Source organism: Pseudogulbenkiania sp. AW2-16, from assembly GCF_056824575.1.
This window is the reverse complement of record NZ_CP157668.1, coordinates 3,358,279-3,373,738: the sequence shown is the minus strand read 5'-3', so window position 1 is coordinate 3,373,738 and position 15,460 is coordinate 3,358,279. Positions and strand designations below refer to the sequence as shown.

Genomic DNA, 15,460 nt, shown 5'->3' with positions numbered 1-15,460 from the left:
TCCTTATCTTTCTTTAATTGACCAGTTCTTGCTTTCTGAGAGCAGTCTTAGTATGCCAATGGCGCGAGTATGAAACAGAAAATTTCCTCCGTCTGATTCGGTGTTTGCAACTGCATCCGACAGGCACCCATATTTTGCTTCGTGCCTTATCCTTATCGTGCTAATTCCTGTTATTGTTGAAAGTTCTTTCGTTGTCAGCATTTCTTGATTAATGCTGCTGAGGTGATCTTCAGTTTTCTGTGCTCGTTTCCTTCCTCTGCCTGCCCGACTTTGGTAAGTCTCGGCAAGATTTATTTTTTGCAATACATCATCTGTAATGTCTTTTCTCCTGAATGCATAAGTTAACCCGCCATCAATGGCCGGCCCGTGTACAGGTAGAATGCCAATCGATATGATTCGATCTACCAGGTTGGTTGGATTGCACATTAATTTCTGAGCAATTTCATGTGTAAATACATATGTTTCGCGAAATTCAGCAAGATCTTTGATCTCAATACAAGCTTGCCGCTTGGCAAGCGCTTTTGCTGTCAGGAGCTTTGCCTTGATTAAGCGGTAGACAGCATCCGGATAGATCTCCAAAAATTCTGCCGCCTTACGGACGGACAACAAGTTGTCATTCTCGCCAACAGTCGTGAGGGTTTTACAGAGCGCGAGACTTGGCAGGCCATCTGCAGGATTGAAGGAGATGACCCGGGTGTGCTGTTCGTCAATGTCCAGCAAAAGATCTAACCTTTTGGCATGGTCGATTCCATAGTGGTCAAATCGAACGACTTTGCCATTTAGCACGGGTTCGCTCAGATGTGATAACCGGTGCAAAAGCCTTGCCAAACTCTTTCCATCAATGACTTCTTGCTTATCAATTCGCTTTCGTTGGGCTAAGCAATTGCTGGCGGCATAAGTCAGGACTTCTTTTCTGAGCAGCGTCTTGATGATGTGTGATGACACGTTCAATGTGATGGCTACCGTCGCCATGGGCAGAGCAGGGACTTCATCTTCTGGCGAGTAGCTGTTCACTCCCAGTGTGGGACGCTTTGTGTGCAGCCAATGGCTTGCAATCGACGCCCGCTCGGCATCGAAATTGGTATCCAGCCCTAGGCCAAGCAGTAAGCTGGCAGCAGCATGCCTTGGTCCGAGAGTGGGGTATGCCATATACCGCTTTTCAACCTGGTTGATAACGGCGTGCTGAAACGATGGGGCCGACCGGAGCTGAGTGTCTGTTACACCCAGTGTCGCTCGATGCATCTGCTCATGGCCGACCGCCGCCAGGCGTGTGAGATCCGGTAGTTCCCCTTCAAGTGCCAGTAGCACGAGTGTGAGGTACCGCATCAATTGATGTGGCGGCAAATCGTTTACTGGAATGGGCTGCCAGGCAGGGTCTGCAGGCAGGGTTGGTGCGTCTGCAAGCGGATAGCCACATACACACTGCCGCAGTGATGAGTAACGCCAGCTGACATGTCGTTGGCAGGATGGACAATGTTCAACAAGAAGAACACGGTGCCTGGCGCAGGCGGTTTGTAAGCGCCAGTCCCAGCTTGCCTGTTGAATGTGAGCTTCTTTCAAACACAGGGGGCACCAAGCGCGATGTTTGTCCCGAAGCATCTCAAGAGGCCACAGCTTTCCCTGGTGGCGGAATTTGCGGAATTTTCCGACTCGAACATCGAGTGGCTGCACGAGGGTGTCCAAGCGGCTGGTAGGGATATTGAGCTCCTTGCCAAGAAGCGCTAGGTCATAAATTCCAAACTGTGGAATGAGCGAAGGTTGCGAAGGGTAGGTGGCATAGGCACCAAGAAATTCGCGCAATTCTTGCACGTGGCGCAAGCAGTTGAGTTCTGCAACCCTCAGAAGATAGCCTGCCAGGCTTTCCCGGATATCTGGGGCAGGGCGTATCAGCAAGCGAAAGCAATCAGCGGGATCCGTAGATAAGGTGTTCATGCTCGAACCTCCTTGAGCTGGGTAACCCACTGCTCGATTGCCTCCGTACTTTCACTGAATGGGTTGGCGCGAAGCTTACGGTTTTGTGCCAGATAACGGTCAAAGCAAAGTACAAGATGCGTTTTTTCAATCCGTGGGCAGCCTTGCATCAATGCTGTGCGTACAGCCTTCTGAAGCAACGTGGCAAGGGCGCGGAAATTACCACCTGTTGCCAAGTACAACCTGGCCGGCATGTCTTCATCGCACAGTCCACTTGCTTTCTCCATGGGGAGACCTTGTTCGTAGCAGCTGAGTAGCCGTTCAAAGTCAGTAGGCTTTTCTATCCAGTTAAAGGCGGAAATTGTCATACGTAGCGGGAATCGACCCGCTAACTGCGGGCTGTACTCCAGAACCGCTGCTGCACTTGGCATTCCGACTAAAATAAATGGCAATCCAGTTTGATTAATCAGGCTCTTGATTGCATCTGCGACGACTTCAATACGTCTCATTGTGCCGCGTTCTACCAAGTGTTGGAATTCATCCAGGATGATCATCCTGGTATTGCTGCGTGATAATAATTGAATCAGCCGGGTGTGCTTGTACTCGATGTTTCCACGATCAGGGTAGGGGGCTTTGAGGCACGCCAATATGGCTGTAAAAAATCCTGATATTGTCGCGGGCAGTGGTAGGGATGCTAAAAGCACAGGTGTTTCTGTATGGTCACCGTTGATAAAGCGGGGGTGTTGTGAGTAGAAGGTATCGAGTAGTCTTGATTTGCCCACCCCTGTATCACCGGTGACCAGCATGCACTGCGGTTCCGAACAATCATCCGACTCCTCAAGACAATTTTCCATTTCTACTAAAATGGTATTGAAGTGTGGGTGCCGAATAAGGATGCGTTTCATTTCTAGACATTTTTGGCGGATGTCAGAATAGGGGGCGTTCATTTGCTGCCTCCTTCTAAAGGAAGGCGTTCCAAAGACCATCCAGCCGGGGATGAAGCTTCCTCCCATGCATGGTTTTCAGGCGATACTGGAGCGCTGACTTGAACATCCCCTTTGGTTGAGCGTCGCGATGCTTGTTTTTTCTTGCGTTGGGTCTGCTTCAGCCGTTTTTCTGCCTGTAGATGCGTCTGATGGACATCTCGGCGTAACTTGGCTTTTTCTTGCCGAACCAGCTCTGCATCAGCTCCAATTGGGTCCGTAGTGTCTTGTTTGTGAGCTTTGCGTGCTCGCTGGAAATCCAGCCATGACGTGCCGGGCTCAACATTGACCGTCAGACACTCTAGTTTGATGAGCGCCTTGTTCAGCGGGTCATAGATGTATGCTTGGGTGACATCCTCCGGGTCGATGCGCAGCATGACCTTGCTCTTGGCTGGAAGCTTCTGTTGCAGGTGGATTAGGTACGGATGGTGATAGATCAAGCCTGGAACGCCGATTCGACCATCACAGATGGTCCGCTCAAAGGCCAGTCCGGTCTCGACTTCGAGACTGAGACTTTGTGGTAACGGGGGGACAGGATGTTCGTCGACCAAGCGCGCCCAGCACTGCAGCGGGGTTTCGCCCAGTTCGTGATGACGGGTGTTGTGGTAGTCGACCACGACCCAGCGAAAAACCATCTGCCGCAGTTCGTGTAGAGTCAGGCTGGCGAGCTTCTCCGACGGGTAGTCGCCGCGTTCAACTGGGTTCGACCAGGTGGTGCCCGGTAGCTTGTGTATCAGGCGCCGGTTCAACGTGCCGATAAAACGCTCAACCGCACCTTTGTACCAAGGCTTACCTGGTGGGCAGTACTGCATATCCGCGTGGAGGTCGGCACAAAACTGCTTGTGAACATTGCTGTGAAATTCTGGACCATTGTCCATGCAGATAAGACGGAATTGGCCTTCGACCGGCCAAGTGAAGCCTTGGCATTCAGGAATATCGTCGAGGATGGCCTGCTTGCTGGTGACGGCTTGTCGCAAGCACATCAAGACGGCAATCGATGATGGCGGTTCCAGGTCGATATAAATGCCAACTACCATCCGCGAGCGGCGGTCGATGGCGACTGTTACTGTGGGCCTACCAAGTAGTTCCCGGGTAATCGGGTGGACTACGATGATGTCGAGCCGGGTGTGGTCGATCTCGACACGTTCCAGGGCAAACAGTGCGACAGGTCCTCGATCCCGGGTGCGGAAGTAGCGTCGGGCGTGTTTTTCACCCATGCGTCTCGCCATGACGATAAATGGATCGAGGAGTCGCTTGATCAGCTTACAAAAACCACTGTAGCTGACTGCCCGTAGCCACTCTTCTTTGGGGCGTTGATGATTAGCTTCGATTACCCGGTCACACAACTCGGCATGCGCATCTATCCGGCTATTGCGTGCACGGCTTAGGTAATAGGTATCGATGGTTTCGTAGAAAAGTTCGATCACCTCAACGTCAATCTGTCCTTTACGACGCCCACAGTTAGCGGTCCTGGGCGCAAGGGCAAGTGGATCTGCGTTGTTATCAAGAAAGCTTCGGCACCAACGGTAGATTGTGATGCTGCTGGGGGGCTTGGCATCGCGAAGTTGCTTTGCCACCTCGGCAATAACAGGCAAAGTCTCCTGCTCTCGTGAGTAGTGCTCAGTTTGCGCAAGGACTGCGCGAACATAGGCCAAGCTCCTTTGAAGTCTCGGGCGATGGTTGGCTGGCAAGGCGGAAGGTATTGGCGGTAGGCCATCCTCGCGGAACAGAACATCTTGGTCAGTAATGACCTTGAGCTGGCCCTGCTGAGAATAGACGTCAACTTCATCCATCGTGAGATACGTGATGGATGAAGTGCGCTCGTTGAGTAATGAAACTTGCCGCTCCGCCTGGATGTGCAGGACTCGGTAGTGTGTGCTGTGGAGGGCTACCGAAAACCCTTCTCTGAGATCAAGAGCCATCACCACGCTCCTTTCGCCGGCCAGACTACTAGGGACCGGCTAACCACGCGGTGTTCATCGTAGACGAGCCAACCTCGCCACATCAGGTGATACAGCTTTGCGAGATCAGTCTTATGCCAGCCAAACTGTTCCAATAACCACTGCAGGCAGAATGTCTTGCCGTCGTCGAAAGCGTAATGGATTCGATCTCGATCCTGCCGCGAGACGAACATGTCTGCGTAATGCTTCAGGAAATTGAGATTGTTCAAGACAGGCTGCCGGCGAATTTCGTACTCGTCTTTGACTACATACTCGTATCCGTACATTGCCAAGGCTTGTCGGATGCAATCGCTTTGTTGTCGAAACAAGTCTGAACTAGCCACATCATGAGGCTTGACCTCGTAGAGAGTGGGCAAGCGGTGGGGGTCATGCCAGCACGCTTTGAAATCCGGTGTGTAACGGTGCCACTTGCCTTGAAAACAGTAATCGAAGGTTTCTGGCTGGCCGTAGATCTCGCGTATGGCCAGGTTTGACTCAAGATGCAAAAGCCAGTCTCGTTCCAACGTACTTTCCCACGGTATCAGCCCTGCCATTTTGAAGCTGTAGGACAGGCCAATGACCTTGGAGCTGTTGATGTTGTGAATCTTGCGTATGGAGGGGATCAGCATGATGGGTCACTCCCTTGAGCCGATGAGGGAGGTGCTGGCCGAAAGTGAGGGGCCATTAGCCTGGCTAACAGTAGTTGTGTTTCCAGCCAGGCTTCCAAGTGGCATGCAGCCATAAACGAACGGAATGACATCCGCAGTGGTTGGCGTCTGGGGGCGAGATTGAGGTCAAGACCGACTCTCTTGATGAGCGACAGTACCAGGTGTGGCCGGGGGCGGAAGATTGGTGGATGTAGCCGACCCAACAACTTCGCCAAGTCGTGCTTGCGTGCTCGTGGGCAACAAGGCTTGGGTACAGAAGGGCGGCGACCGGGGGCGAGTAAGTTCACCGCGCATAATGGCAGATGGTATTTCATGGCTTTTCCTTTGCAATTTCGCACCGGATGGGTATCCAGTTTTGCCAGGGCGAGCGGGGACAGCCTCGGGCGAAATTGCCCTTGACTGTCCCTATCGGAAAAGCCAGAATGAAAGTGACTGGCCCACAAACCTAGTCACTCCACAAAGCCCTCTGGTTCGGGAAAACCATGAGGGCTTTACTTTTCCGTGCTCGCGAAGTTAATCAACGTGCACAAATTTGCATATTCGCCTCCTCTCAAGTCGATAGAGTAGTTAATCGCCGACGCTTGCTAGATCAGCAGTTTTTTGGTCAACCATAAGCCTCCGCGTCAGTGCCTCGGAATCGTCGCCAAGGCGGCCTTCTTTCAGTCCCAGCTTAACGGCAATCTCATGGCTTATGCCCCGGCAGCACTGCTTGTCACCCTTCAATACCTGGTATACCGAGGCGACAGGGTATCCATAGGCTTTGGCCCAAGCGGTAATGGATAGACCGCTTGCTTTGAACTCGGCTCGAACTTGATCAGGGGTCTTGCAGTCGCTCATAGTGATCATCTCCACTCGAGGTCCATTGCTCGGTAAATTATATAAAAGCTCATGAACACTGATAGATCAAGGGTCCTGGCTGAAAAAATCAAAAATCTCACATCTGCTCAGACTGCCCTACATTTAATGCAAAGAAGGGTAAATGCAACAAACTAGGTAAATCAGTAGCCTTGCATACCCCGCTGAGAGGGGTTGTGCGAAAATTTAGCTGGCTAAACAGTTTGGATTGCTATTTGCTGGGCGTGTGGTTTTGCTTGGCATTGCGTGGGTGTTTTGCAATGGTTATCGGAGTGAGCCATCTAATTCGAGAATTTTGGAGAAAATTTCTCTAAATTGATTTATCCGATTTTTTAATGACAAATACATTGCTACGCGAGAGCATGCGCATGTATGGCGGTCCCGCTACGATGTGTTTGCCCTGTTCGATGCGCAAGGTCATGCGCTGGCTATCGACATCGCCCACCTTTAGCGCCACCACCTCGCTGGCGCGCAGGCCCGCGCCATAGGCGACCGCAAGCGCCGTCTGGTGCTTCAGGTTGCCGGCGGCGGCCAGCAGCCGGGCGACTTCCTCACGGCTGAGCACCACCGGCAGGGTGCGAGGAACCCGCACCGGTTGCATCTTCGCCATGAGTTCGCCATGGCCGAGTGTCACGTCAAAAAAGAATTTCAACCCGGTGATGGCCGCGTTGAGCGAGACCGACGAGATGCCATGATCGACCAAGTACAGTTGATAGCACCGTAGATCCTCGGTGGTGGCCGTGTCGGGCGAGCGGCCCAGGAAGGCGGTGAACTGCCGCACGGCACGAATGTAATGAGTCTGGGTCTTGTCTGAGAGCTTGCGCATCCGCATGTCGTCGATCATGCGCTGCCGTAATGGGCTGATGGTTTGTGTCGGGAGTGACATGGCTCTGCTCCTATCGAAGAACGAGGCGGCTTACCTCGTTCCTCAACATAGGAAACAGTGCTTCTGGTTGAGTTACCCACTCCGCTTGCCCGGAGGGTTACCGCGTGAGCGGTTTAGTCCCATGCTCGGGAAGCTGCTATCTAGTAAGCGCTGTGCGAATCTGTCCCTTGCTTAGTAAAGCGCCCACGTGGCGCTTTTTGCATGTGTCGCACTTCATGCCGTCGTGTTAGGCTATGCCGTCATCTTTATGTAAGTCCTTTTGCCACCGTACTTTCCTGTTGACTGCCAGCGCGGCCTTTGCCGCCCCCTGGAATGAAGCTGCCATCGACAAGGCAGTGGGACAGAAGGTTGTGCCCAAGTATCAGTCGAACAGGGTGGACAATGATGTACTACAGGCAAACCAAGGTGTTGTGTTGAAACGCCATCCGGTTTCGTCCGGCTTTGCGGTTAACGGCTCGTGTGTTCTACCTACCTACCTTGCCTGCTTACCTACAAATAGTGTTGAAATTAATCGGATTTGGTGGCCATATGATTTTTACTCTTAAGAATGCTGTAATTCATAATATTGAAAAAGACCAGCACGCTACGGTTATCAAAAACAAAGAAAAGAAAAACACTGTCCTGGATGTTAAAAAACAGGCTGTTATTGCGCTGGTTAAAAGCCTTGTTAGTGTAATTGGTAAGTCTAGTAACAGTGTTATTCACGGAACATTCCGTCAGGATGGACAAGCGGGTAAATTCCCTCCCGCATTTGATTCAGCACTGCTTGTAGATGTTGATGATTCGAATGTTTTTCTCGATTTGACACATACTGCGCTGGATGAAATCGCCGATCGAGCTAAGGATGAACCTTTTGCCACTGGTGGGTATCTGCTTTTTGCAGTGTATGATTTAGATGGAGAGAGTTTCTTCATCTCTGCGATGATTAAGCATAAGGATGGAATTCGGCTTAATAAAAATCTTGAGCCAGAAGAGGTGGAGCAGCTTGATTTAAGTAAAATATATCATGCCGTTCGAATCAGTATCGATAAGTACCAGGAAGTGCGTGATGCCGATCCTAATACAGACGAAGCCGATATTTGTTATATCGGATTTATCGGCAAGAGCGACGATGGCCAGGCGTCAGTTTATTTTGTTGAGGCATTTGGTTGTGTGCGAGGGTTGTCTAGCTCCAAGGCAACCAGTCGGGTTTTTTCTGTAGTAGAAAAATATTTTGAAAGCAACTCTGACCTTGCTAAGTATAGTAGTAAAGCGCAAGAGAAGCTGCTCGAATACTTGGTGACGCAAAAAGAGAGTAGTGGTGTTGCTACTTTGGCTGGTATTAAGGCCGCTGTTGTTTCATGCTTGCCAACAGAGCTTGTTGATAGCCTTGAACCATTCGAAGAGTATCTCAATGGTGAGGAAGGTAATATTCCCTCTGAGTTTCCTGTTAGCAAAAGGGAAGTAGATAAGCGTCTTAAGATAAGGTATTCTGCAGAGAACAAAAGGTGGTCGCTTCAGTTTGATAAAAACATGCTGGGCGACGATGAGGACTCCACCTTTTATTATAATCGGGAGAAAGGTTATCTAACATTGACTGAGCTTCCTCCTGAACTGATTGTGGAAATTGAGAGAGTGCTGCAATTGAATAGGGATGTTGGTGATATCCAAGAGCTAGTCGTAGATGATGACCAAGAAGTAATGGAATTGGCATAAAAATGCCTCTGGGGTATGAGGTATGTCTTTTAAAAAGCTTATAGAGCTTTTCCGCGAAAGTGGTCAACAACTTGGAGATGGAGGCTTCTCTTACGATGGGGTTGCCTCCACTCCAATATTTAATTTGTTAAATCACTTTCATGATTCTGATAATCATATATTCGTTGTCAATGTAAGCGAAAAGCCCTGCCAGGTTGGTGCTCGGTGTAGCTTTGATTGCCCAGTTCCAAAAACTGGCAAAGGGGCATTTTACAAAGATTTTGATCAGTTTCTCAAAGGCAAGAAATCCATTTATAAGGGGGAGGCCCCTAAAAATTATTACATAGCAGATGCCTCTTTTGATTATTCCGATCAGGATATAGATAAAGATAAGCCTTCTCTAATTCTCAATTTGGAGAAGTGCGTTGGTTTTATCGCTGAGTTAAAGCAATTTTCTGATAAATACTTTGAGTCAAGCGATAGCCACGGCCTTGATCTTGTTTTTGTTTCTCCAGCTACAATTGACAAGCCTGCCAAGACAATTGTTGTAAATACGACTTTTGTAAGGAATGATCTTGAGTCGATAAATGTTGATGGGGCGGTACTAAAAGAGCTTTCCGAAAAAAGGGATTCTGATGCCTTGCATCTGGAAGAACGTCGCTCACTGATGCGTCTGGCCATTGCGGATGTACTGGATTCTAAGCCGGAAGATAGTCCAGCATTCTCTTATCTTCTCAAAAATTGGCAGAATGTATTAGAAAAATATCGTCATAATTTGGATGTTTATGTTAATGGATTTTCTTTTGAGAAAACAAGAAAGGATATATCGAAGGCGGAGCTGGATTTTGCAAGTAGTTTAAATTCTGTAATTAGTGACATGACAGGAAAGCTACTTGCTATCCCCCTATCCTTTGCCGGCGTTGCTGTATTTTCTGCCGAACCTGAATTCACATTTAAATACTGGGTTTTGTATGCCGGTATTTTAATCGTATGCGTAGTGATGTTGTTGGTTTTGTATAACCAAATCGGTATTCGAAAAAGAATTCAAAATAGTTTTTTCATAATATTTGATCAATTTAAAAACAAGCTTGAAAATTATCCTGATAATATAAAACTACCGCTCGAGGCAGCTCGCGATGGAGTCGATAAACAGGGCGTTGTGTTGAAAAAGACAATATGTGTATTTATGTTTTTGTCTATATTACCTTTTGCTGTCGCAACAGCAAATTTGTTTTTTGCGTTAAGTGCTAGTTTTGTTGTTGCAGGCTTTATGCTTCTCTTGGTTATGATTGTGTTTTCAATTTTATTCCAAAGGTTGATTAAGTAATTGCACACAAAGAGCCTCCAGGCCGGAGGCTCTTTGTGTCTTTATAATTGACCAGTCTGCTCAATTTGCCTTTCTAGCCTTACCCCACTTTGTGTTGGATTGGGAAGGGAGTTTCATGATTAGCGGTAGTCAGCTACGAAGATATACAAACATTAGTGCACTATTGCATATTCTGCGTACGAGACAAATAACTCTTCTGGATCCGAATAGCTGGGATGATAGCAACGATTCATATGGCTTATCTGTTTTTAAGGAGAAAAAGAGGTTAAAGACTGTTCTTGGTCTTTGCTTCACGGAAACAGTGGAGACGTACCACCACTGGCATGTCTTTGCCAATGATGTAAGCGGTGTATGCATTACTTTCAATAAAGAAAAATTACTGAGTCATATAGACAAGTCAAAGGGGTTTGATTATGGTCCTGTCAATTACAAACTCCTAAGAGAATTGCGAGAAACGATCCCTCGAATAGACGATCTCCCTTTTATTAAACGATCAGGCTATGCTGATGAATGTGAATTTCGTTTAATCTTCAAAAGCTCAACTCGTGAGCTTCGCTCAAAGAATGCTCGCATTTCTATTGATTGCATAGAAAAAATTACTCTAAGCCCATGGGTTCCGAGAGCGTTGGTTCAGAGTCTTAGAGAAACCATATCCTCTATTCCTGACTGTGAACGTCTAAATAAGTACGTTTTTCGTTCTACGCTAACGGGAAATAATGAATGGAAAGATTTGGTCGCCGCAGCGATCTAACAGCTCTCGCCTCAGCATCGGCATTATAGTGGCCCCTCACGTCAAACTGTAATGTCAGTTTTGGGTCGAGCGCGCGATTTGCCGCGGAGGCAAGCAGCCATTCAGACAGAATTTATTGCTGCCGGCAGCTGGCGGACTGATTGCTGAGGTTGCGAAAAGTAAACCCCAGTGGCTGCTTTGGCCGAGAATCCAACCAAAAAGAAGGCTGTCGTCAGCAATTTTGCACTAGCCGACGTAGCCGGTTGATCGCGCGGCAGCGCGACCTTAGTCAGCGCAAAGACTCACCACTATTCAACGAGGACAGCCAATGCTTTCGGAAGGCGCGCTGCGCGCAGAGCGGATTTTTCGGGAAATAGCCAAATATTCAAAGGTTAGAGGAGTTCCTGAGTATGAGCTTGAGGATGTAACCTATCTATTACTCGGGGCATTGATACTTAGGGATGAATCCCTGACAAGAAAACACCTGCCAGCCAATCATGCCTTTGAACTGGATGGTTTGGTCTCTAATATCCTGGAGGTTGGTGATCCTGAAAATATCGAGAAGCAGTTTGGAGATGTTAGATATCTCCTTTCACGGGCAATGAATGCTGCGGAGGTTAGCCCTCCGCGGGGCAGCGGAATACTAGCCTTGGCTATCCGTCACATTGCCGGAATGCTCATGTATGAATTGAAAGATATATATCGGTTGGAACGATTGTATGTCTTGGATGCTTTTTTTATAAACTGTTTGCGCGTCTCGCACCCTCTCAGCAGCGACATCATGCGCTCATCGCGCAATATGCCCTTCCTTTGATTGACCTCTATGCCGGAGTCTCAGAGGCTCAACCAGGTCCTGGTGAGGTCTTGGTTATCTCGCACATGCGTGACAAAGCGGGTGTCAATTTCGAACTTTGGCCTAATCTACCTCCTGACCTCAGCAATCGCCTACGTTTTCTTCGTAACTTGCGGCTTGCTGCCTATGGCACTGAATATGAGTATGCTGATAGAGGAGAGCGTGGTTTATGGCTAATTGACAAGAGCTTCGATTTCAGTAGAAGTTCTTATGGCGACACTACTATCATTTTTGATGGAAAGAGCATTATTGAAGGAATCGTAGAGCTCCGTCAAAGTATGGACATTAATGAACCAATGCTAGTTGTCGTCGGAAGTAAAGACCGACGTCCACTTCAGCGCTCTATACGCGAACGGCGCAGTCTCGTGAAAGATTACGGCTTACGCGCTGTCATTGATTTCACGAGCTTCACCGCAAAAGGGCTAGCAACTTTTAGCTTATGGTATTTTGGCCCATCCTTTCCCGGTGAGGGTGAGTTAATTGTTCAGATGGATGCACGGCAACTGCGACCAAATCTTAAGACAGATGAGGTGCTCACTTGCGCATCGCTAGTTGGGGCACTCTTACGAGCCTGGTCAGACGGACGCACAATATCGAAGTTGGAGTTAGAGGAAACTGGTGCTCCACGACGCATCATCGCATTTATTGAAGAGGCTCTTAGCGGCGGAAACACTGTCATCCCTGGCTTCGTCCGCTTCGTAAATAAGTATCAAATGGAAGAGCTCGATTACTCGCTCCGAGCAGAGGACTATGTGGGACAGAGCGTTGATCAGTCATGGCGGCCAGAGGTAGAGATCGATCCAATTCTGTCAAACCTTCGTAGAGATAATCAAGGTACAGCGGTATACCTGATAGGCAATAACGGAGCGGGAAAGAGCTTAGCTATGCGTGACGTTGCGATGGCTCTCGCGCTAACGGGGCAACGGAGCTTCGGCGTCTCGTTCGGCACTACCGATCGGTTCGACAGATCGCCGCAGTCCGAACCACTGAAATCGCATTTTACGTACGGTGGTGCTCGCACCTTCCGAAGTGGGCCAAATGCACGACGTTCATTCTGTGAGCTTGGGGACATGGTTAAAGATATTTACCGCAACCCGAACCGTCTGGTTTGCTTCGAAGCAGCATTGAACACGCTGGGGTTCCAGCCGAAACAGTTTTTGGTACCCTCTAATATGGGGACCACGTCAGACCATTGGGAGCGACTGCTCGCTGATGTTCATCCATTGTCCGCGCTCTCAGGCACCCAGAGAGAGCAAGAGGAACTCCAAAAATGGCAGGCCCTCCCGGATGGCTCCTACAAGCTTGCTGTCATGCGCCGTGATTCACCTGAAATCGTTGTCTTCGACTCCCTAAGCTCAGGAGAGCAGCAGATTCTCACGATGGTGATTAAGATCGTCGCCAAAGTCCAGCCAAATACTACGGTCCTCCTAGATGAACCCGAGATCAGCCTTCACGTAGCGTGGCAGCGCCAGCTTCCACACGTTTTACACGAGTTTTCTCGAGAGCTTAGCTGCTCGTTTGTCGTGGCCACACATTCACCCATTGTCATAGCATCGGCAGACGGTGCGAATGACTGCTGCTTTGTAATGCTAGAGCGCCGTCTTTATGAGTTGACGCCAGTTCAACGACGATCCGTTGAGGCCAGCTTGTTTGAAGGCTTTCAGACCTACACGCCGCGGACCCACCACGTTCAGGAGCGCTGTGCGGAGATTGTCTCGCGCATCATCGGAGAAACAGATGAGAACGGCCTCATCTCCAGTAATGATATCACCCCTCTAAACGAACTAAGGTCACTCAAACACAGATTGGGCAAAGTGGAGGAGCAAGGGGCCACTCATGATCTGGCTCTCGTAGACAAGGCCATTGCTGCAGTACAAGAGATTCTTGCCCCATGACAACGTCCGGAGAATGTGATGGTATTCGCAAGCGTTTGCGCAAAGAACTGGCAGAGTACCTAGCTCGCCCTCATCGGACGCACAAGTACCGCAGCGAAGCGCGAGCGGTGGTACGCAAACTCTTCCAGCAGGTCAGAAAGGGAGGCAATGACGGATGGGTGCTTCTTGGTTCCCTAGACAAGACAAAGGGTGACCTCGTGACGGGGGCCGAGCTCAAGGCAGCGCTGAGGGATCAGCTCGTAAAGCTTCAATCGAACCGCTGTTGCTACTGCAGACGGTGGCTTGTTAACAGCGCATATGCGCGGCCAATTGAGCACATACTGCCTCAAGTCCACTTCCGACAGTTCTCGCTACTTTATTGGAACCTGGCAGTTGCATGCACCGATTGCAATGCTTTGAAGAGCGACACTGTATGGGGAAGTGTTGACCCAAAGCGACGCCGATATCCCCTGCCAAATAGTATCGATAAATGGTACCACCCACGATTCCATGACTACGATCAACACATTCGCTTTGTACGTCTTGAGTCGAACGGAACAGCGGTTGTCGTGTTCCTTGGAATCACAGATCAAGGACGAGCCCTGTGTAGATCGTTACTGCGTCACATCGCAGCCAAGGAAATGTTGATTGCCAACAATCCTGCGCTAAATTCCTTCACCACGACTCTCAATGAGTATGGAGATCGTTTCGATACAACGAAGTCACAAAAACTTCACGACTTTCAAAACGAGCTAAGCTCTTCGATTGTTCGCCTGATCGAATCTTAGACTGCCCCACTTGATCAGGTTAAAGTAGATTTAATGCCAAAAAGATAGTGTGACTACTAGGAGACGACGTTCTAGGCTAGTGCTCAAAATTCACCGTAGACCACTGCTCTTTGGTTTTTTGCGGACTTAAGTAAGTCGAGCAGCACATCAAGCATTTCGGGAAAGAGACTTGCTTGACTGCGAGACTGGCTACGTTGGTAGTGCATGGAAAAACCGCCTGCACAAAAGTGACAGGCGGTTTGAACAGGTCCCGGCTAATGAGTACTGTTAATTACACAGTCTCAACTGCAGGGCCTTTTCTCTAATGCAAAGCGGAATTTCATGCTTTGGCTATCGGAAATTGCAAACTTTGGCTACAAAATTTCAACCTTTCCGATTTCTGCGGCGAGCGACACATAAGCATTCATTGACATTACGTGTAAATCAGGAACTTATGAGCTGTTGCGACAAGTGAGACATCAAATCTGCGACACATAATCTTGCATTTTTCTCTCTGAGCGACAGATAAGCTTGCACTATTTGTTATTAACCAGATTTCCTTCTCACGATGCTCATGGAAGGTTGGGGCGCCTCCTCCTAGCACGCGTAGCATGAACTAGGCCTGGTGGTGGACATCGAAGAGGGGTGTGAAAGTTCTATCTGAGCCAATATGTCACTCAAGTAGGTTGTTCACGGGCAAGACGTCGGCCATTGTGGCGGTTGGTGGTGGTAGTCGAGTACGACAGTAATGCAGTGGCAGGCAGTCGAACGGCGGCCTTCTTGGCTGGCGACCGAGTGCTTCCGACCCATAGGCGCCTTCCATCTAAGACCTTGTACAGTAGCGTACAAGGTGGTGAGGTCAGGGAAGACGGCTCAGAGAGGCAACGACCATCCCCGGTGTGCCAGCCGCGCTTGAGCAAAGCGCGCAGGTGCAGATCGAGGAATTCGGATCGTAGGCGTCAGGGGTAAACGCCCATTAGGGGCGAGACACC

The 15,460-nt window shown here is 49.3% G+C and carries 11 protein-coding genes; 5 read left to right on the top strand and 6 right to left on the bottom strand.

Features of this window, described 5'->3' with window-relative positions:
- Positions 1–3: 3 nt before the first annotated feature.
- From ABKF58_RS16360 to ABKF58_RS16335, 6 genes are all read right to left on the bottom strand, one after another.
- On the bottom strand, positions 4–1,932 hold the full coding sequence (locus tag ABKF58_RS16360) for a TniQ family protein (RefSeq protein ID WP_482582036.1): 1,929 nt from the start codon (positions 1,930–1,932) through the stop codon (positions 4–6).
- Entirely contained in the window at positions 1,929–2,858 is a 930-nt protein-coding gene (locus tag ABKF58_RS16355) for a TniB family NTP-binding protein (protein WP_482582034.1), read from the bottom strand. Before ABKF58_RS16355 ends, ABKF58_RS16360 begins: the two co-directional genes overlap by 4 nt.
- A complete protein-coding gene (locus ABKF58_RS16350; RefSeq protein WP_482582033.1) occupies positions 2,855–4,816 on the bottom strand; it encodes a Mu transposase C-terminal domain-containing protein in 1,962 nt (653 codons plus the stop codon). The genes ABKF58_RS16355 and ABKF58_RS16350 overlap by 4 nt, the downstream gene beginning before the upstream one ends.
- Positions 4,816–5,463, bottom strand: coding sequence for a TnsA endonuclease N-terminal domain-containing protein (locus ABKF58_RS16345; RefSeq protein ID WP_482582032.1), 648 nt, complete (start codon positions 5,461–5,463; stop codon positions 4,816–4,818). The genes ABKF58_RS16350 and ABKF58_RS16345 overlap by 1 nt, the downstream gene beginning before the upstream one ends.
- 606 nt (positions 5,464–6,069) lie before the next feature.
- Positions 6,070–6,339 carry a DNA-binding protein gene (locus ABKF58_RS16340; protein ID WP_482582030.1) on the bottom strand — a complete coding sequence of 90 codons (270 nt, stop codon included), beginning with the start codon at positions 6,337–6,339 and terminating at the stop codon, positions 6,070–6,072.
- A gap of 328 nt (positions 6,340–6,667) precedes the next feature.
- Positions 6,668–7,243, bottom strand: coding sequence for a tyrosine-type recombinase/integrase (locus tag ABKF58_RS16335; protein ID WP_482582028.1), 576 nt, complete (start codon positions 7,241–7,243; stop codon positions 6,668–6,670).
- A gap of 528 nt (positions 7,244–7,771) precedes the next feature.
- On the opposite strand from ABKF58_RS16335, the gene ABKF58_RS16330 reads away from it, so the two are divergent.
- The 5 genes from ABKF58_RS16330 (at position 7,772) to ABKF58_RS16310 (ending at position 13,722) form a co-directional block, all read left to right on the top strand.
- Positions 7,772–8,938 carry a nucleoid-associated protein gene (locus ABKF58_RS16330; RefSeq protein WP_482582027.1) on the top strand — a complete coding sequence of 389 codons (1,167 nt, stop codon included), beginning with the start codon at positions 7,772–7,774 and terminating at the stop codon, positions 8,936–8,938.
- Between the two features lie 22 nt (positions 8,939–8,960).
- The gene (locus ABKF58_RS16325) at positions 8,961–10,244 is read left to right on the top strand and encodes a hypothetical protein (RefSeq protein ID WP_482582026.1); all 1,284 of its coding nucleotides are present in this window, start codon (positions 8,961–8,963) and stop codon (positions 10,242–10,244) included.
- A gap of 115 nt (positions 10,245–10,359) precedes the next feature.
- Entirely contained in the window at positions 10,360–10,995 is a 636-nt protein-coding gene (locus ABKF58_RS16320; RefSeq protein WP_482582024.1) for a DUF2971 domain-containing protein, read from the top strand.
- A gap of 307 nt (positions 10,996–11,302) precedes the next feature.
- Positions 11,303–11,788, top strand: a complete 486-nt coding sequence (locus tag ABKF58_RS16315; protein ID WP_482582022.1) for a hypothetical protein — start codon at positions 11,303–11,305, stop codon at positions 11,786–11,788.
- A gap of 65 nt (positions 11,789–11,853) precedes the next feature.
- On the top strand, positions 11,854–13,722 hold the full coding sequence (locus ABKF58_RS16310) for an AAA family ATPase (RefSeq protein WP_482582021.1): 1,869 nt from the start codon (positions 11,854–11,856) through the stop codon (positions 13,720–13,722).
- The last annotated feature ends 1,738 nt before the right edge of the window (positions 13,723–15,460 follow it).